At 63.5% G+C, this 18,120-nt stretch carries 19 protein-coding genes; 7 read left to right on the top strand and 12 right to left on the bottom strand.

All coding sequences use genetic code 11. From position 1 onward, the window contains the following. Positions 1 to 7 precede the first annotated feature (7 nt). The 6 genes from rsfS to leuS form a co-directional block, all read right to left on the bottom strand. On the bottom strand, positions 8 to 349 hold the full coding sequence (gene rsfS, locus PG900_RS14285) for a ribosome silencing factor (protein ID WP_011707026.1): 342 nt from the start codon (positions 347 to 349) through the stop codon (positions 8 to 10). 185 nt (positions 350 to 534) lie between these two features. Next, on the bottom strand, positions 535 to 1,179 hold the full coding sequence (gene nadD / locus PG900_RS14280) for a nicotinate-nucleotide adenylyltransferase (RefSeq protein WP_270797862.1): 645 nt from the start codon (positions 1,177 to 1,179) through the stop codon (positions 535 to 537). 41 nt (positions 1,180 to 1,220) lie between these two features. Continuing rightward, the gene (gene holA, locus PG900_RS14275; RefSeq protein WP_270797792.1) at positions 1,221 to 2,252 is read right to left on the bottom strand and encodes a DNA polymerase III subunit delta; all 1,032 of its coding nucleotides are present in this window, start codon (positions 2,250 to 2,252) and stop codon (positions 1,221 to 1,223) included. After that, the gene (locus tag PG900_RS14270; RefSeq protein WP_045789187.1) at positions 2,252 to 2,395 is read right to left on the bottom strand and encodes a hypothetical protein; all 144 of its coding nucleotides are present in this window, start codon (positions 2,393 to 2,395) and stop codon (positions 2,252 to 2,254) included. Before PG900_RS14270 ends, holA begins: the two co-directional genes overlap by 1 nt. Before the next feature lie 27 nt (positions 2,396 to 2,422). Next, the gene (locus PG900_RS14265; RefSeq protein ID WP_016351676.1) at positions 2,423 to 2,905 is read right to left on the bottom strand and encodes an LPS-assembly lipoprotein LptE; all 483 of its coding nucleotides are present in this window, start codon (positions 2,903 to 2,905) and stop codon (positions 2,423 to 2,425) included. A 117-nt stretch (positions 2,906 to 3,022) separates the two neighbouring features. Further along, positions 3,023 to 5,602, bottom strand: coding sequence for a leucine--tRNA ligase (gene leuS / locus PG900_RS14260; protein ID WP_270797793.1), 2,580 nt, complete (start codon positions 5,600 to 5,602; stop codon positions 3,023 to 3,025). A gap of 145 nt (positions 5,603 to 5,747) precedes the next feature. On the opposite strand from leuS, the gene PG900_RS14255 reads away from it, so the two are divergent. Further along, a complete protein-coding gene (locus PG900_RS14255) occupies positions 5,748 to 6,236 on the top strand; it encodes a zinc ribbon-containing protein (RefSeq protein ID WP_171281438.1) in 489 nt (162 codons plus the stop codon). 215 nt (positions 6,237 to 6,451) lie between these two features. Here PG900_RS14255 and lnt read toward each other — a convergent pair whose 3' ends face one another. The 5 genes from lnt to miaB all read right to left on the bottom strand — a co-directional run bounded on the left by lnt (position 6,452) and on the right by miaB (position 12,180). Beyond that, a complete protein-coding gene (gene lnt, locus PG900_RS14250) occupies positions 6,452 to 7,996 on the bottom strand; it encodes an apolipoprotein N-acyltransferase (RefSeq protein ID WP_011707020.1) in 1,545 nt (514 codons plus the stop codon). 210 nt (positions 7,997 to 8,206) lie between these two features. Further along, positions 8,207 to 9,091: a CNNM family magnesium/cobalt transport protein CorC gene (gene corC, locus PG900_RS14245; RefSeq protein WP_011707019.1), complete on the bottom strand. Its 885-nt coding sequence runs from the start codon at positions 9,089 to 9,091 to the stop codon at positions 8,207 to 8,209. A 95-nt stretch (positions 9,092 to 9,186) separates the two neighbouring features. Next, positions 9,187 to 9,651: an rRNA maturation RNase YbeY gene (gene ybeY / locus PG900_RS14240; protein ID WP_024944233.1), complete on the bottom strand. Its 465-nt coding sequence runs from the start codon at positions 9,649 to 9,651 to the stop codon at positions 9,187 to 9,189. Next, positions 9,648 to 10,691: a PhoH family protein gene (locus tag PG900_RS14235; RefSeq protein WP_017409245.1), complete on the bottom strand. Its 1,044-nt coding sequence runs from the start codon at positions 10,689 to 10,691 to the stop codon at positions 9,648 to 9,650. The genes ybeY and PG900_RS14235 overlap by 4 nt, the downstream gene beginning before the upstream one ends. Positions 10,692 to 10,746: 55 nt before the next feature. After that, positions 10,747 to 12,180 carry a tRNA (N6-isopentenyl adenosine(37)-C2)-methylthiotransferase MiaB gene (miaB, locus tag PG900_RS14230; protein ID WP_171281436.1) on the bottom strand — a complete coding sequence of 478 codons (1,434 nt, stop codon included), beginning with the start codon at positions 12,178 to 12,180 and terminating at the stop codon, positions 10,747 to 10,749. A 267-nt stretch (positions 12,181 to 12,447) separates the two neighbouring features. Here miaB and PG900_RS14225 point away from each other — a divergent pair, with 267 nt between their 5' ends. The 4 genes from PG900_RS14225 to PG900_RS14210 all read left to right on the top strand — a co-directional run bounded on the left by PG900_RS14225 (position 12,448) and on the right by PG900_RS14210 (position 16,090). Further along, the gene (locus PG900_RS14225; RefSeq protein ID WP_270831672.1) at positions 12,448 to 13,611 is read left to right on the top strand and encodes an FAD-dependent oxidoreductase; all 1,164 of its coding nucleotides are present in this window, start codon (positions 12,448 to 12,450) and stop codon (positions 13,609 to 13,611) included. A gap of 33 nt (positions 13,612 to 13,644) precedes the next feature. Next, the gene (locus PG900_RS14220; RefSeq protein ID WP_270831670.1) at positions 13,645 to 14,211 is read left to right on the top strand and encodes a cysteine hydrolase family protein; all 567 of its coding nucleotides are present in this window, start codon (positions 13,645 to 13,647) and stop codon (positions 14,209 to 14,211) included. 116 nt (positions 14,212 to 14,327) lie between these two features. Further along, the gene (locus PG900_RS14215) at positions 14,328 to 14,972 is read left to right on the top strand and encodes a cold-shock protein (RefSeq protein WP_270831668.1); all 645 of its coding nucleotides are present in this window, start codon (positions 14,328 to 14,330) and stop codon (positions 14,970 to 14,972) included. A gap of 161 nt (positions 14,973 to 15,133) precedes the next feature. After that, positions 15,134 to 16,090 carry a diguanylate cyclase domain-containing protein gene (locus tag PG900_RS14210; protein WP_011707012.1) on the top strand — a complete coding sequence of 319 codons (957 nt, stop codon included), beginning with the start codon at positions 15,134 to 15,136 and terminating at the stop codon, positions 16,088 to 16,090. Between the two features lie 71 nt (positions 16,091 to 16,161). Here the strand turns inward: PG900_RS14210 and PG900_RS14205 are convergent, their stop codons facing one another. Next, positions 16,162 to 17,070 (bottom strand): LysR family transcriptional regulator, encoded by a 909-nt coding sequence (locus tag PG900_RS14205; RefSeq protein WP_171281092.1) that lies wholly within the window; start codon positions 17,068 to 17,070, stop codon positions 16,162 to 16,164. Positions 17,071 to 17,187: 117 nt separating this feature from the next. On the opposite strand from PG900_RS14205, the gene PG900_RS14200 reads away from it, so the two are divergent. Together PG900_RS14200 and PG900_RS14195 are read left to right on the top strand one after the other, a co-directional pair. Then, positions 17,188 to 17,433, top strand: coding sequence for a hypothetical protein (locus PG900_RS14200; RefSeq protein ID WP_011707010.1), 246 nt, complete (start codon positions 17,188 to 17,190; stop codon positions 17,431 to 17,433). Further along, positions 17,430 to 18,080, top strand: coding sequence for an HAD-IA family hydrolase (locus PG900_RS14195; RefSeq protein WP_270831662.1), 651 nt, complete (start codon positions 17,430 to 17,432; stop codon positions 18,078 to 18,080). Before PG900_RS14200 ends, PG900_RS14195 begins: the two co-directional genes overlap by 4 nt. Positions 18,081 to 18,120 lie beyond the last annotated feature (40 nt).

Genomic DNA, 18,120 nt, shown 5'->3' with positions numbered 1-18,120 from the left:
TACTCGGTTATTGCGCGTTCACTTGAGCGGTGCCGCTCCAGAGTTTTTCCAGCTGGTAGAAGTCGCGATGCTCATCCTGCATCACGTGCACGATCACCGACCCCAGATCCACCAGTACCCATTCGCCGGTGAGCTGGCCTTCCACGCTCAGCAGATCGAGCCCGGCATGGCGGGCCTCGCTGGCCAGATGGTGGGCGATGGCGCTGACGTGACGGCTGGAGTTGCCGGAACAGACGATCATGGTGTCGGTGATGCTGGATTTGCCGCGTACATCGAGGGTGATGATGTCGCGGCCTTTCATGTCATCGATCTTGTCGACGATAAAGGCATGCAATTCTTGACCTTGCAATGAGTCTCTCCTGTATTCCGGCGCGCTTTCACGGCGTGAGGGCGGCGGATTATATCATGGTCACTCCCGTTTCCCAGTGCGGCGAAGGGGAGTGGAACAGGGGCCGTGCCCGCTTGGCAAACTCGCCCCCTGTTGATCACTATAGTGCGCGATCCGTGTCGGACAACCGCCGGCCGCGATCGGGTTCATGCCGGCCGGTACAGCCCCTGCTGGCGGATGTATTGTGCCACCGACGGCGGCAGCAGATAGTGGGGATCCGCGCCCGTTGCCAGCAGGGCCCGCAAGCGGGTGGCCGACAGCTCGACCGGCAGATTGTCCGCCAGCCAGATGCGGCCGTGGCGCAGTCGGTGCAGATCTGCCACCTGCCGGCTCTGGTGGCGGGCCAGCAGCTCGGCCACCTCGGCCGGGTAATCCTGCTGCCAGCCGGGGCGGGTACTCACCACCAGATGGGCGTAATCAAGCAGCTCCTGCCAGCGATGCCAGCTCGGCAGGCCGAGCAGGGAGTCCATCCCCATCAAAAAGCAGAGCGGGGTGTCCGGCAGTTCATGACGCAGCTCGATAAGGGTGTCGATGGTCCAGGAGGGGGTGTCCCGCTTGAGCTCCCGCTCATCCACCACGAAGCCCGGGTTTTCCGCCGCTGCCAGGGCGACCATGGCCAAACGCTGCTCGCTGGAGCAGAAGGGGCTGGCCCGGTGGGGCGGAATATGGTTCGGCAGCAGACGCACTTCGGCCAGGCCCAGAGCGTCGCGGGCCTCGATGGCCGGGCGCAGGTGACCGATGTGGATGGGATCGAACGTCCCCCCCAGAATGCCGATAGGCGGCTGCAACATGGGGTTCCCTCCGGTGACGGCCGGGATGTCGACGGGCTGGATCATGTGTCAGATCCTGCCAGCGGCAAGGGGGTGCCATCGCGAAAACCGAGGGCGAGGGTCTGCAGCATCAGCCAGGCCTGCTCGGTATCGAAGCGACGCTGGGCGTCGTCGAGCCGGGCCATCAGTTGCCACAACTGCTGCAGCTTGGCGAAGGGCAGCCGGGTCAGCGCCTGTTGAATGAGCTGCTGGCGGCTCTGCCAGATGCGCAGGCGGGAGAAGTGCTCCACCAGCGGCTGACCGGCCCTGGCCGCCAGCGCCAGCTCGGTGAGCTGCTCCAGCTCGCGGCACAGGGCCCAGGCCAGCATGCCGGGCTCGGTGCCCTCGGCGCGCAGGGCCAGCAGGATGCGCTGTGCCCGGTTCACCTTCCCTTCCAGCAGGGTGTCGATGAGCTGGAACGGGGTGAAGTGGGCGTGGCGGATGATGGTCTCCTGCAGATAGGCGACGCTGATGGGCTGGGGTGGCGAGAGCAGGGTCAGCTTCTCTATCTCCTGGCTGGCGGCCAGCAGATTGCCCTCGTAGGAGTGGCACATGAAGTTGACCGCATCCGGCAGCGCCTTCAGCCCGAAGCGCTGGAAGCGGGCGCTCATCCAGCGCGGAAAGAAGCGGGGCTCGGGGTGGTTGACCGGCACATAGGTGCCGCTCTGGCTCAGCTTGTCGAACCAGGCTGCCTTCATCTGGGTCTGGTTGAGGCGATTACCGCTCAGGACCAGCAGCAGGTCTGGGTGCAGCTGCTTGCCGATCTCGCTGATGCGGGCGGCCAACTCCTTGTCGACCTTGGCCGGCAGCTCCAGCTCGATGATCTGGCGGGCCGAGAACAGGCTCATGGCCTGGCAGGCATCGTAGACCTGATTCCAGTCCAGTCCCTGTTCCACCACGAAGCTGTGGCGCTCATCGAAGCCCTGTTTGCGCGCCACCTGGCGCACGGCATCGATGGCTTCCAGCTTGAGCAGGGGCTCGTCCCCAAAAATGAGATAGCAGGGCTTGAGCCCTGCTTTGAGATGGTCCGCGAGTTGTTCAGGGTAAATCCGCATCAGAACCTGGCCTGGTTGAGGGGGAAGGATGCACGGTCGATGGCTTGCTCATTCTTGAACAGGGGATCGTCCCCAAAAATGAGATAGCAGGGCTTGAGCCCTGCTTTGAGGTGATCCGCAAACTGCTCGGGATAGACTCTCATCAACGTACTCTCATCAAGATACTCGCATCAGAACTTGACCTGGCTGAGCTGGCGGATCACCAGGTTGGCGGCCTGCTCCTGCATCTCCTTGCCAAGCTGCTCCTGCTCGCGGGAGGAGGCGAGCGCCGCGTCCGGCTTGTTCAGGAAACTGCGGTTGAAGGCGATGGGGAAGACCTGGGTCGGTTTGCCCGGCATGGAGACGGTGAACTGGGTGTTGTAGCCCAACACGTATTCACGGGCCTGGCCGATGGAGTCGACGGAGGCGACCTGACTGGTGCTGCCGACGCCGGACAGGGTCAGCACCGGGATGCCCTCCTTGTCGGCGAGCTGCACGCCGGCCGCCTTGAGGCGGGTGGTGACCAGCCGATAGAAATCGCTCTTGTTGTCACCGACCACCTTCATGGTCATCAACTCGGGCGGGATGGCGGTGCCGCGCATCTGAAAACCGCAGGCCTGCAGTAGCAGGCCGGTCAGCAGTATGGTCAGCCAGCGAGTGAGGGTGGTGCCCATAGAAAATCCTCTTTGCATGAAGTGAAGAGCGGCGGGCGCAGGGCCCGCCGTTATCATCCGTTTGCTGTTACCACCTGGCAACCAGACGGTCAGTCTGCATGGCCAGGCGGTATGGCATCAGTTGGCCACGATGTTGAGCAGTTTGCCCGGCACGTAGATCACCTTGCGCACGGTCAGACCGTCGGTGAACTTCTGGACCGAGGTATCGGCCATGGCCAGCTTCTCGACGTCGGCCTGGCTGATCTCGGCCGGCACGGTCAGCTTGCCGCGCATCTTGCCGTTGATCTGCACTACCACCAGCTTCTCGGTCTCGACCATGGCCGCTTCGTCGGCCACCGGCCAGGTGGCGTGATCCACGTCGTCGCCCTTGCCCAGCATCTTCCACAGCTCGAAGCCGATGTGCGGGGTGATGGGGTAGAGCATGACCACGACCGCTTCCAGCGCTTCCTGCATCAGGGCGCGATCCTGCTCGTCGCTGCCCAGCTTGGCCAGGTTGTTCATCAGCTCCATGATGGCTGCGATGGCGGTGTTGAAGGTCTGACGGCGACCCACGTCGTCGCTCACCTTGGCGATGGTCTTGTGCAGCTCGCGGCGCACGGCCTTCTGGTCGCCGCTGAGTGCCGCCACATTCAGTGCGGGAGCTACGCCGGCACTGACGTGCTCGAAGGTGATGCGCCACAGACGGCGCAGGAAGCGCTGGGCACCCTCGACGCCGGAGTCGGACCACTCCAGGGTCATCTCGGCCGGCGAGGCGAACATCATGAACAGACGCACGGTATCGGCGCCGTAACGCTCCACCATCAGCTGCGGGTCGATGCCGTTGTTCTTGGACTTGGACATCTTGGTCATGCCGGAGTGAATGACTTCACGGCCTTCGTTGTCGACGGCCTTGGTGATGCGACCCTTCTCGTCACGCTCCACCTTGACGTCGGTCGGGCTGACCCAGACGTTGCCGCCCTTCTCGTCTTTGTAGTAGAAGGCGTCGGCCAGCACCATGCCCTGGCAGAGCAGGCGCTTGAACGGCTCGTCGCTGTTCACCAGGCCTGCGTCACGCAGCAGCTTGTGGAAGAAGCGGGCGTAGAGCAGGTGCATACAGGCGTGCTCGATGCCGCCGATGTACTGATCCACCGGCAGCCAGTGGTTGGCCGCCGCCGGATCCAGCATGCCCTTGTCGTAGTCCGGGGAGCAGTAGCGGGCGTAGTACCAGGAGGACTCCATGAAGGTGTCGAAGGTATCGGTCTCGCGGAACGCTTCCTGACCGTTGTAAGTGGTCTTGGCCCACTCGGCGTCGGCCTTGATCGGGCTCTGGATGCCGTCCATCACGACGTCTTCCGGCAGCAGCACCGGCAGTTGGTCTTCCGGGGTCGGCACTACGGTGCCGTCGGCCAGGGTCAGCATGGGGATGGGAGCACCCCAGTAGCGCTGACGGGAGACACCCCAGTCGCGCAGACGGAAGTTGACGGTGCGCTTGCCGCAGCCAAGGCTCTCCAGCTTGCTGGCGATGGCATCGAAAGCCGGCTGGAACTCGAGGCCGTCGAACTCGCCAGAGTTGAACAGCACGCCCTTGTCGGTGTAGGCGGCGTCGATCACGTTCGGCAGCTCGCCATCGATCGGCTTGATGACCGGCTTGATCTCGAGACCGTACTTGGTGGCGAACTCATGGTCACGCAGGTCGTGGCCCGGTACCGCCATCACGGCGCCGGTGCCGTAGTTCATCAGCACGAAGTTGGCGACCCAGACCGGCACCTTGCGGCCATCCAGCGGGTGAATGGCGTAGAGGCCGGTGGCCATGCCCTTCTTCTCCATGGTGGCGAGCTCGGCTTCGGCCACCTTGGTGTTCTTGCACTCTTCGATAAAGGCGGCGAGCTCGGGGTTACTCTCGGCTGCCTGTAGCGCCAGCGGGTGGCCGGCGGCGATACCGACATAGGTCACGCCCATGAAGGTGTCCGGACGGGTGGTGTAGACCTCCAGATGCTCAGCCTGACCCTCGATGGCGAAGCTGATGTTGACCCCTTCGGAGCGGCCAATCCAGTTGCGCTGCATGGTCTTGACCATCTCCGGCCAGCCTTCCAGATTGTCGATATCGTTCAGCAGCTCTTCGGCGTAGTCGGTGATCTTGATGAACCACTGGGGGATCTCTTTCTGCTCCACCGGGGTGTCACAGCGCCAGCAGCAGTTGTCGACAACCTGCTCGTTGGCCAGTACGGTCATGTCGTTTGGGCACCAGTTGACGGAGGAGGTCTTCTTGTAGACCAGCCCCTTCTCGTAGAGCTTGGTGAAGAACCACTGCTCCCAGCGGTAGTAATCCGGCTTGCAGGTGGCCAGCTCGCGATCCCAGTCATAACCCAGACCCAGCATCTTCAGCTGGTTCTTCATGTATTCGATGTTTTCGTAGGTCCAGGGCGCCGGTGCCGTGTTGTTCTTGATGGCGGCGTTTTCCGCCGGCAGGCCGAATGCGTCCCAACCGATGGGTTGCAGCACGTTCTTGCCATTGAGGCGTTGATAACGGGAGATCACATCACCTATGGTGTAGTTGCGAACGTGCCCCATGTGTAGACGACCAGACGGATAGGGGAACATGGAGAGGCAGTAGAACTTTTCCTTGTCTACTTTCTCCACCGCCTTGAAGGTTTTCTTGGCATCCCAGTGCTTTTGCACTGCTGGTTCTATGGATTGGGGAACGTATTGCTCTTGCATTGGTGACATCCGGATCTGTGAAATGGATAGATAAATCAGCTGGGAAATCGCAATAGAATACCCATATCCTGCGGCGGCAACAACCGCCAGCGTCCCTCGGGCCTTAAGCCGGGCCTGATCAGGGTTCAGTAGAGGAGTAACGGCCATGGACAAACGTCAAAAAGGGTACGAAGCCTTCATTGCCGAGCTGCAAAAGCAGTGGCAAGAGACAGAACAGTTCCAGGGGGAGCGCCTCAACCGGATGATCGCCAAGGTGCAGGCTTATCTGGAGGCGGCCGGGGATCTGACCCAGGACGAGCTGGCGCTGATCGCCGAGTATGTGAAGCGGGATCTGGGCAACTATGACGAGGGGCGCAAGGATGAGCAGGTGGAGGAGTCCGCCTTCATGCTGGCGCTCAAAGACACTGCCTGGTCATGGCTGGCGGATGTGACCGACCGCACCCAGGTGGAGTGGCAGGAGCTGGCGGACGAGCTGGAGCACAAGGGGGTCTACCGGGCCGGCGACTGGGTGGGGCTCGGGGTCTTGGTGTGCGATCACTGCGAGTGGCGCCATACCGTGCTGCACCCCCAGCAGCTCGGCACTTGTCCCGAGTGCGGGGCCGATGAGTATCACCGTGAGCCGCTCTCCCCCTGAGAACCTGCCCACGCTCTTGCTGCGAGGCCGTGATCAAGGCTCATGTGCTGCTCGGAATCCTCACGTATATCTATACGCTCCGGTTCCTGCGCTGCTCTTCACCTTGCTGACGACCTCTCGTTACAGAGCCTGAACAGGTTCTGATCGGGTATCAGACTGAACAGAAGAGAGGCGCCCTTGGGCGCCTCTCTTATTTATCGGGTTGAACGACCGGGTCAGCCCTTGCGCGCCCAGGGGTGGGCGCGGGGGCGCAGCCCCAGTCCCAGCGCCAGCAGCAGGGCGGCGATGCCATACATGGGCCAGCTGCCAAAGCGCAGGTAGGGGGTCTCGCCGTGGGCGGGACGCACCTCGGTGCGCAGCACGCCGGCCTCGAACTGCGGGATCTGGGCGATGATGCTGCCGTCGATCTCGGTGACGATGGTGATGCCGGTGTTGGTGTCGCGCAGCAGCGGGCGGGCCAGCTCGAGGGCACGCATGCGGGCGATCTCCATGTGCTGCCAGGGACCGATGCTGGTGCCGAACCAGGCGTCGTTGGAGACGGTCAGCAGGAAGTCGGTATCCGGCTGCACGTTGCGGCGCACCTCGTCCGGGAAGATGATCTCGTAGCAGATGGCGGCGGCAAACTTGAGCCCCTTGGCGATCAGGTTCGGTTGCACCTCGTCGCCACGGCTGAAGGAGGACATGGGCAGGTTGAAGAAGGGCGCGATGGGACGCAGCAGATCTTCAAGGGGCACGAACTCGCCGATGGGCAGCAGGTGGTATTTGTAGTAACGGTTCTTGTGCTGGTAGTAGTAGGACTCCTTGCCTTCCGCATCCTGCACCCCCATGCCGAGCACGGTATTGAAGAAGCGCTGCTGCTCGAGATCGTAGTGGATGATCCCCGCCAGCAGGCCGGTATCGTTCACCTTCATCGCCTTGTCCAGGCTCTCCAGGTAGTTGCCCATCTCCTTTTCGATGGCCGGGATGGCCGATTCCGGCCAGACGATGATGTCGGCGTCCTGGTTCTCGCGGCTGAGATCCTGATACTTGCGCACGGTCGGCACCAGCGCCTCCGGATCCCACTTGAGGGACTGTTCGATGTTGCCCTGCACCAGCGCCACCTTGACCGGTTCACCGCGGGTCACCCAGTTGAGCTGCATCAGCCCCTGGGCGGCGCCCACCAGGGCCACCGGCACCAGCAGCCAGGCCGGCTTGCGGCTCTGCCAGAGCAGCCAGAGGGCGGAGGCGGTCAACAGCAATGCCAGGGTGATGCCCTGCACGCCGAGGATGGGAGCAAAGCCCTTGAGCGGCCCGTCAATCTGGCTGTAGCCGAACCAGAGCCAGGGAAAGCCGGTCATCACCCAGCCGCGCAGCCAGTCGGCCATCAGCCAGAGCGCCGGGAAGGCGAGCAGCCAGCGACTCCAGTGGCGACCGCTGAAGAAGCGGGCGAAGGCCCAGCAGGCCAGGGTCGGGTAGAGCGCCAGATAGGCCGACAGCCCGGCCAGCAGCACGAAGGCCACCGGCAGTGGAATGCCGCCGAACATGGTCATGCTGACGTGGATCCACCACAGCCCCGGCAAAAACAGCCCCATGGCGTAGCCAAAGCCGCGCCAGGCCGCCTGCTTGGGGTTGGCCTTGTCCAGCAGGGCGTAGAGACCGAGCAGGGAGGGGATCACCAGCGGCCAGTAGTTGAAGGGCGAGAAGGCGAGCACGGCGATGGCGCCAGAGGCCATGGCAAACAGGCTGGTCAGGAGTTTTGATTTCACGGGCTGTAATTTCACGGGCGATAAGGCTCGGATTGAACTGCAATGGGTTGAGTGGCCGGTATCTTAACCCGTAAAGGCGGTCAACGGCGAGCCTCCCGGCCGACGGCCCGAAGCGAGGGGATAAAAGGGCGATGACGGGCCTTGTGACCGGGGAGAAGCAGAGGTGGTGTGTGCTCAAACGAACAGCGCCCCGACGGGCGGGGCGCTGTTGGCAAGGGTCAAGGCTTATTGGGCCTCGGACTGGGCCGCGACATGGTTGTCGGGGATCTTCACCTGCAGCTGCTGCAGGCGGCGCTTGTCGGCGTGCATCACCTTGAACAGGTAGCCTTCCAGCTCGATCTCCTCGCCCTTCTTGGGCAGATGGCTGAAGGCGTGCATCACCAGACCGCCCACCGTATCCACCTCTTCATCGCTGAACTGGGTGCCGAAGAAGTCGTTGAAATCTTCGATCTCGGTGAGGGCGCTGACGGCGAACACCCGCTTGCTGATACGGCGGATCTCGTCCGGCTCATCCTCGATGTCGTCGAATTCGTCGTCGATCTCGCCGACGATGAGCTCGAGGATGTCCTCGATGGTCACCAGACCTGAGACGCCGCCGAACTCGTCCACCACGATGGCCATGTGGTAGCGCTCTTCACGAAACTCTTTGAGCAGACGGTCGACCCGCTTGCTCTCGGGGACGATCACCGTGGGACGCAGGATCTTCTCCAGCTGCAGCGGTTCGCTGGCGTGGTGGCCGCCAAACCCGAACGGCAGCAGATCCTTGGCGAGCAAGATGCCCTCGACGTGATCCTTGTCTTCGTTGATCACCGGAAAGCGGGAGTGACCCGACTCGATGATCACCGGCAGGATCTCGTCCACTGGCTGGGATTTCTCGATGGTCACCATCTGGGAGCGGGGGATCATGATGTCGCGCACGCGCAGCTCGGCAATTTCGAGCACGCCCTCGATCATGTCCTTGGTGTCCTGATCGATGAGATCGCGCTCTTCGGCGTCGGCTATCACTTCCACCAAATCGTTGCGGTCTTTTGGCTCGCCCTGGAAGAGTTGGCTGAGTTTGTCGAGCCAGGTTTTCTTCGGCGAGCCGGTACTAGGGTGATCGTCGGTCATTTTCTCTCTTGGTTACTCGTATGAACATACTTGAAATCGTTGTGGCTATATGAGGATGGGCATCGGCTGTTTCAAGACGATGACCATCCGGTTCTTTACTCTTCGTCGTTCAGATAAGGATCGGCGAAACCGAGCTCCTGCATGATGTCGCGCTCGAGCGCTTCCATCTCTTCGGCCTCGTCATCCTCGATATGGTCATAACCTAGCAGATGCAGACTGCCGTGCACAACCATGTGGGCCCAGTGGGCCATCAGCGGCTTGCCCTGTTCGGTGGCTTCGCGCTCCACCACCTGGCGGCAGATCACCAGATCGCCGAGCAGCGGCAGCTCCAGGCCGGGCGGGGCCTCGAACGGGAAGGAGAGCACGTTGGTGGGCTTGTCCTTGCCGCGATAGGTGAGGTTGAGCTCGTTGCTCTCCGCCTCGTCGACGATGCGCACCGTCACTTCTGCCTCCTGCTGGAAGCCGAGAATGGTGCCGTCGAGCCAGCCCTGCAGCTGGGCCTCGCTCGGCAGGCCATCGGTGCTGGCACTGGCCAGTTGCAGATCCAGGGTCACGCTCATTGGGCACTCTCTTTGCTGGTGTGGGGAGCGGCTTTGTCGGCCGCCTGTTTGGCATCGAACGCCTCGTAGGCCTGCACGATACGGGCCACCACCGGGTGGCGCACCACGTCCTTGGATTCGAAGAAATTGAACGACAGGCCGTCGACATCCTGCAGCACTTCCAGCGCGTGGCGCAGGCCCGACTTCTGGTTGCGGGGCAGGTCTACCTGGGTGATGTCGCCGGTGACCACCGCCTTGGAGTTGAAGCCGATGCGGGTCAGGAACATCTTCATCTGCTCGGTGGTGGTGTTCTGGGCCTCGTCCAGGATGATAAAGGCGTCATTCAAGGTTCTGCCTCGCATATAGGCGAGCGGCGCCACCTCGATGATGTTGCGCTCCATCAGCTTCTCCACCCGCTCAAAGCCCAGCATCTCGAACAGGGCGTCGTAGAGCGGGCGCAGGTAGGGATCCACCTTCTGGGAGAGGTCGCCGGGCAGGAAGCCGAGCTTCTCGCCCGCTTCCACCGCCGGGCGGGTCAGCAGAATGCGGCGAATTTCCTGACGCTCCAGCGCATCCACCGCCGCCGCCACCGCCAGATAGGTCTTGCCGGTCCCGGCAGGGCCGATGCCAAAGCAGATGTCGTGGCGCACGATATTGGCGATGTACTGGGCCTGATTGGGGCTGCGCGGCTTGATGAGGCCACGCTTGGTCTTGACCGTCACCTCCTTGCCATAGGGGATGCTTGGCGCTGGCTCGTCATCCTGCTCCAGCACCCGCGACTCCAAAATGGCCAGATGGACCATGTCGGGGGTGATGTCGGTCACCTTGCCGCCCTTGAGGGGCTGGGTTTCCACATAGAGGTGCTTGATGATGACGGCAGCCGCCTCCACCTGAGCCTGTTTGCCCAGCAGCTGGAAGTGGTTGTCGCGGTAGCTGATCTCGACGCCGAGGCGGCGTTCCAGCTGTTTGACGTTGTCATCGAACGGACCGCACAGACTGGCGAGACGCTGGTTGTCGGCGGGTTCCAGATGCAGATTCAGGGTCGAGATGTGTCGGCTCAAAGTGTCCTCGTCTTGACGCGATCCCACCCGGCCGGGGCCGGATGGGGTGAACAGATTAGTGGGGAGTGAAGGCGGCCACGCCCAGCTGGTCCGGTACGTTGTCCGGGCGACGGGCGAGGATCTCGCTCGGGGCGGTGGCGATGCGCAGGTTCATCTCGTTCTCGCCGCGCAGGAATCTGCCGCGCAGGGAGTTGGGACGCACCTCGGTGATCTCCACGTCGGCAAAGCCGCCGATCAGGGTATGCGGGCCTTCGAAGTTGACCACCCGGTTGTTCTCGGTTCGGCCGCACAGCTGCATGGGGTCGAGCTTGGAGGGTCCTTCCACCAGGATGCGCTGGGTGGAGCCCAGCATGGCGCGGCCAATCTGCATCGACTGGTTGTTGATGACGTGCTGCAGGCGGGTCAGGCGGGCCTTTTTCACCTCCATGTCGACGTCATCGGGCAGATCGGCGGCCGGGGTACCGGGGCGCGGGCTGTAGATGAAGCTGAAGCTCATGTCGAAGTTGATCTCTTCGATGAGTTTCATGGTGGCCTCGAAATCCTCGTCCGTCTCGTTCGGGAAGCCGACGATGAAGTCGGAACTGATGGTGATGTCGGGACGGGCGGCGCGCAGGCGACGGATCTTGGACTTGTACTCCAGCACGGTGTGCGGGCGCTTCATCATGGTCAGGATGCGGTCGGAGCCGCTCTGCACCGGCAGGTGCAGGAAGCTGACCACTTCCGGGGTGTCCTTGTAGACCTCGATGATGTCGTCGGTGAACTCGATGGGGTGGCTGGTGGTATAGCGAATGCGATCGATGCCGTCGATGGCGGCCACCAGCCGCAGCAGCTCGGCGAAGGTGCAGATGCCGCCGTCGAAGGTCGGGCCCCGGTAGGCGTTGACGTTCTGGCCGAGCAGGTTCACTTCGCGCACGCCCTGCTGGGCGAGCTGGGCAATTTCATAGAGCACGTCGTCGAGCGGGCGGCTCACCTCCTCGCCGCGGGTGTAGGGCACCACGCAGAAGGAGCAGTATTTGGAACAGCCTTCCATGATGGACACGAAGGCGGTCGCTCCTTCGGCACGCGGCTCGGGCAGGCTGTCGAACTTCTCGATTTCCGGGAAGGCGACGTCCACCTGGGCACCGCGCCCTTCCTGCACCTGCTTGATCATGGTGGGCAGGCGATGCAGGGTCTGCGGGCCGAAGACGATGTCCACATAGGGGGCGCGAGTGCGGATGTTGTCCCCCTCCTGGGAGGCGACGCAGCCGCCCACGCCGATCACCAGACCGGGTTTGTTTGCCTTGAGCTTCTTCCAGCGTCCCAGCTGGTGAAACACCTTCTCCTGCGCTTTTTCGCGGATGGAGCAGGTGTTGAGCAGCAAAACGTCTGCCTCTTCGGGCTCTTCGGTAAGCGTGTAGCCATTGCTGGCATCCAACAGGTCGGCCATCTTGGACGAGTCGTACTCGTTCATCTGGCAACCCCAGGTTTTGATGTGAAGTTTTTTGCTCATTGCTTCTCTTGACTTGTTTTGAATGCGGCATGGTCAAAGGACCGGGCATTTTACTCCGCAATCCGGAGACTGCCTAGCGAATATCCAGCCGGCCACGGTCGGAGCGCCGCCGGCGGGCTTCCGGTCGACATCGGCTTTCTCCTTGATTTGGCGCACTAATTCTCCACACCCTTCACTGTTTCCCGGCGCCCCTTGCGGTATCATGTGATCATTCGGTCCGGCTGCGTTTTCCCCTTGCCCGGGCTCACCCCTTGCAGGAATCAAGTTATGGAACAGTGTGATATCGCCATCGTCGGGGCCGGCATGGTCGGCGCCGCCACCGCCTGTCTGCTGGCGGCGCAGGGTCTCTCGGTGCGGGTCATCGAGACCCGGCTGCCGGAGCAATACGCCCCCGAGCAGCCGCTGGATCTGCGGGTCTCCGCCATCAGTCAGGCTTCGGTGGCGCTGCTGGAGCAGGCAGGTGCCTGGCAGCACCTGCAACAGATGCGGCTGTGCCCCTATCGCCGGCTGGAGACCTGGGAGCTGGATGGCTTCGCCACCCGCTTCAACGCCGCCGACCTCGGCCTGCCGCAGCTCGGTTACATCATCGAGAACCGGCTGGTGCAGCTGGCGTTGCTCAGACGCATGGAAGATTTCCCCAACATCCAGACCCACACCCCGGCGGCGGTGACGAGCCTGCGCCAGAGTGCGGATGAAGCTGTGCTGACCCTGGATGATGGCAGCGAGCTGGCCGCCCGCTGGGTACTGGCGTGCGACGGCGCTGAATCCCACACCCGCAAGCTGGCCGGCATCGGGGTGTCGCGCTTTGAGTACCGCCAGCACTGCATGCTGATCAACATCGACACCGACTTCGAGCAGGAAGATATCACCTGGCAGCAGTTTACCCCGAGTGGCCCGCGCGCCTTCCTGCCGCTGCCGGGCCGACACGGCTCCCTGGTGTGGTATGACAGCCCGGCCCGCATCCGGGCGCTGGCTGCCATGAGCAACGAGGGGCTGGCCGCCGAGGTGCGCCGCCACTTCCCGAGCCGGCTTGGCGGGTTTGCCGTGACGGCCAAGGGGAGCTTCCCGCTGGTGCGCCGTCACGCCAACGACTACCACGCCGGCCGGGTGGTGCTGCTGGGCGATGCCGCCCACACCATCAACCCGCTGGCGGGGCAGGGGGTCAACCTCGGCTTCAAGGACGTGGCCTACTGGGTCGATCTGCTGCAGGGGGCTGGCGCCGACTGGCATCAGCTGGGGCTGGCCGGGCGCTACGAGCGGCGCCGCCGCCCCGACAACCTGCTGATGCAGTCGGGGATGGATCTCTTCTACGGGGTGTTCAGCAACGAGATAGGCCCACTCAAGCTGGCTCGCAACCTGGCCCTCAATCTGGCGGACAAGGCGGGCCCGCTCAAGGAGATGGCGCTACGCTATGCGCTGGGGCTGGTTTAAGGCGCGCGGCGCCATCATGAGGGAGCAGGCAGCATGAACAAGGCATTGCTGGTGATCGATTTCATCAACGACATCGCCCACCCGGACGGGCGCATCGCCGCCTCGGCGGCCCATGTGCTGGAACAGGACGCCATCGCGCACGCCAATCAGGCGCTGGCCCATGCCCGCGCCCACGGCTGGCTGGTGGTGCTGATCAAGGTGGGTTTTGACCCGCACTATCTGCTGCAACCCAAGGGCTCGCCCATGTTTGGCCGGGCTCACCAGTTCGGGGCGCTGTCGCTTGGTGACAGCGGCACCGACTTTCACGCCGACCTCGACGTGCAGCCAGGCGACTTGGTGCTGACCAAGCCCAGAGTCAGCCCCTTCTACGGCACCGCGCTGGAGCCGGCGCTGCGGGCCAACCACATCGACCACCTCTATCTGTGCGGGGTGAGTACCAGTTGGGCCATTCAGGCGGCGGCGCGAGAGGGCCATGATCGGGATTACGCCATCACCATTCTGGAGGATGCCTGCGCGGCGGCGGATGCCACTGAGCACCATGCCTCGCTGCGAATGCTCGGCCGCATCGCCGAGATCTGCAAGGTGGCCCAGCTGGCCTGATCCCGTCCGCAGGCGGAGCTTGCTCACTGTTTTGACATTTTGTCTGCGGCCCCCTGTCGGGCCGCAGCCATTTTGGGCAACATGAAGCGAGCATCGATGGCCACAAGGATGAGGGCATGCGTTATCAGGGACGGATCGTGCGCTGGAACGAGGCGCGCGGCTTTGGTTTTATCGCCCCCGAGCAGGGGGATGGCGAGCCAAAAGGAGCCGAGCTGTTCGTGCACATCTCGGCGCTGCAGTCAGATGGCTCGCTGCCCAAGATTGGCGAGCGGGTCTCCTATCAGCTTGGCAGCGGCCAGGATGGCAAACCCAGGGCCGAGCAGGTGTTCTTTCCGGATAGGCCGCTGTCACTGGCAGGCGCCCAACCCGCGCACTTTGTGGGCAGACAGGCTGTGACCGGGGAGCGGCCGACGCCAGACAGGGCACGCCCGCGCCCCGTCTATCGGCGCCGCAGCAACTGGCGCGGCAAGCTGATCCCGCTGCTGGTGCTGGCCGGGATCTTCTCCATTTACTCCCGCTTCTCGGCCGAGTCGGTCTCGCCTTCGCCAAGCTCTTCTTTCAGTCAGCAGGAAGCAGACAGCACAGACAGCCCGCAGGCGGCGCCCACCTTCGTCCGTCAGTGCGACGGTCGGCAGTACTGCTCCCAGATGACCTCCTGCGAGGAGGCGACCTGGTTTTTGCAAAACTGCCCCAATACCAAGATGGATGGCAGAGGAAGAGGGAACGGGATTCCTTGTGAAAGCCAGTGGTGTGGCCACTAACGAGGGATGGGGCCGGTGCAAGTGGTTGATCATCTATCTTTATCTTGCAGGCCGGGAGCGGACCATGGCCGCCGATGCCCCTTCGTCATGGACGGAACGCCGGCATTACGCTGGTGGTTGCGGCAGGTGCGGTGCGTCGTTGTTGGGTGAGGAGCAGGGTCATGGCGGACTATTTTCAGGGATCACTGTTTCACTTCTCCGATCGGGCGCAATACCTGTCTGCATTGCTCAATTCGCTGGAGGAGCAGATCTCGGTGATCGATCGGGATGGCGTCATCCACTACACCAACCTCGCCTGGAATAGTTTCGCCGAACAGAACGGCATGCCCGAGGGATACGACTGGCTGGGCGTCAACTATCTGAGGGTGTGCGACAACTCGGTAGAGCCGCTGGCCCAGATGGCGGCCGAGGGGATCCGGCGGGTACTGCGCCACGAACAGCAGCACTTTCATCTGGAGTACCCCTGTCACAGCCCGGATACCCAGCGCTGGTTCATGATGCGGGTCTCCGCCATCCCGGGTATCGAGGTGGAGTTCTACACCATCAGCCACATCAACGTCACCGAGCGCAAGCTGCAGGAGCTGGACATGGCCTACCTCTCCCTGCACGACCCGTTGACCGGGCTGGCAAACCGGCGGCTGTTCAACAGCTTTCTGCACAACGAGTGGCGGCGCAGCATGCGCGAACAGACCCCCATCTCCTTCATCATGCTGGATCTGGACAACTTCAAGCTGTGCAACGACCACTTCGGCCATCAGGTCGGGGACGGTTTCTTGCAGCAGGTGGGTCAGCTGCTGAGCACCTTCTGCCAGCGGGCCACCGATCTGCCGTGCCGCTTCGGCGGCGACGAATTTGCCCTGATCCTCGGCAACACTGGGGATGAGGCCGCCTCCCGCATGGGAGAGGCCATTCGCGTCGGCATCGGCGAGCTGCTGATCCCGGGGGCGGATGGACTTAGACTCAGCGCCAGTGTCGGCATCGCCACTCTGTTGCCGCAGCAGGCCCGCGTCTCGGAAGAGGAGCTGCTGACCGCCGCCGACATGGCGCTCTATCTGGCCAAGCAGGGGGGCAAGAATCGCTGCCACTGCGTCAGCTGCAGCGCGCTGCCGGCCGCCTGATACTCGATTGCCACACCCCCTGTGGCGATATCTCGCCTGCCCCCTGATATCGACTCCCAGAACCTATCGCATCAGCGATCCGGCAGGGCTGGCTGCGGCGCCGGGTGGGCATCGATGACCAGCTGCACGAAGCGATCGCGGATGGGATCGGCAAATTCCGGGTTCCACACCAGGCTTATCTCCCACTCGGAGCAGGGGCCGGACAAGGGGTAGAGGGTGACGTCCGGGCCGGCGATGAAGCTGACGCTGCGCGGCAGGATGGCGTTGCCGATGCCGGCAGCCACCAGTGCCACCAGGGTCTGGATATCCTCCGCCTCCTGGATCATGCCGGTCAGCCGGTTGGCGCCGAGGAAGCCAGCGATCTGCTGGCTGAGGCCGGGGCAGCGGTGGCCGACCATCTGCAGCAAGGGCTGGCTGGCCAGCGCCTGCTCCACATCGAAGGCGGCCGGGTCTGGCCGCGTCATCAGGGTCGGCACCGCCAGCACCAGCCGATCGGTCAGCAGTCTGTGCTCCTGTAACTGCGGCGCCTGGGGCCGGCGCATGAAGCCGAGCTGCAGCTGGCCCGACAGCAGCCGCTCCTGCTGGATGGCGGAGGTCATGTCCTGCAGATGCACCATCACCTCGGGCACCTGCTGCTTGAAGCTGGCCACCAGTGCCGGTGCCAGCGCGAAGCTCGACAGGCCGAAACCAATCTTGAGGCGCCCGGCGATGCCGCTGGCCAACGCCATGGCGTGGCGCTCGAAGCCCTTGCCGTGTTCGACCAGGGCGCTCGCCTGGGTGAGCAGCTGGGCGCCGATGGCGGTCAGCTCGGCGCCGTGGCGACCCCGGTTGAACAGGGTACTGCCGAGGGTCTGCTCCAGCCCCTGGATCTGCTTGGTGAGGGCCGGCTGGGTGATGAACAGCCGGTTGGCGGCCTCCCGGTAGTTGGCGGTGTCGGCCAGGGTGACGAATGCCTGCAGTTGCTTCAGATCGAATTTCATTCCATGTGGTTATCTAAAGTGGCCATTTTGTGATTATAAATTATCTAACCGCCTTGTTCTAATGGTCTGGTCACGGGCCCCATTGGCCCCATCCGATCCGTCACAAGGAGTCATCTCATGCCTGCCGAACGCTATCTGTTTTTGATCAAGGGAACCCTGGTGCTGGCCCAGCCGCTGGCTGCGCCGGAGACGGGAGAGCTGCTTACCAGTCTGCTGCAGCAGGGTTTTGCGGTCGGCCCCTTGCAAGTCTGGGCGAGCAATGCCGAACAGGCGCTGGCCTGCTATGAACAGGCGGCTCAGCGGCGGGCCTTCGGCGACATTCTGGCGGGGAGCGAACCCGGCCTGGCAGGGGTTGGTGCATGAGCCGGCTTGTGCTGCGGGCCAGCGCCCTGCTGCTGGACATGGATGGCACCCTGGTGCACTCCACCGGCGAAGTGGAGACGGTATGGCGGCTCTGGTGCCGCCGCCATCGGCTGGCGCCCGAGCCGGTGCTGGCCATGTGCCACGGGGTGCGCTCGCGAGAGGTGCTCAGTGCCCTGGCCCCGCAACTGGACATGGCGCAGGAGGTGGCCCTGCTCGACGAGCTGGAGATCAACCACACCGGCCAGGCGGAGGCCATCGCCGGGGCCCGGACTCTGCTGGCAAGTTTGCCGAGCGAGCGTTGGGCGCTGGTGACCTCCGCCAGTCAGCGGGTGGCCCGTCATCGATTGCGCAGTGCCGCTCTGCCGTTGCCGGCCCTGCTGGTGGGGGCCGAGGATGTGGTGCATGGCAAGCCGGATCCCGAGCCCTATCTGCTGGCGGCCGAGCGTCTGGGGCTGGCGGCGGCCGATTGCCTGGTGTTCGAGGATGCGCCAGCCGGCATCACCAGTGCGCTGCGGGCGGGTTGCCGCGTGGTACAGGTGGGGGGCAGGCAGCGGCTGGATCCGAACATCAGCGCCCTGATCCAGGACTGGCGCCAGGTGAGCGTGGAGGAGGAGGCGGCGGGTCTGCAGCTGACGCTGCTGGCCTGACAACAAAAAGCCCCCGTCGAGCGGGGGCTTGGGTGGTGGG

It is taken from the genome of Aeromonas sp. QDB03 (genome assembly GCF_027707985.1).
Lineage (GTDB): Bacteria > Pseudomonadota > Gammaproteobacteria > Enterobacterales > Aeromonadaceae > Aeromonas > Aeromonas hydrophila.
Note: the sequence above shows the minus strand (reverse complement) of the source record. Positions and strands in the feature narration are given on the sequence as shown.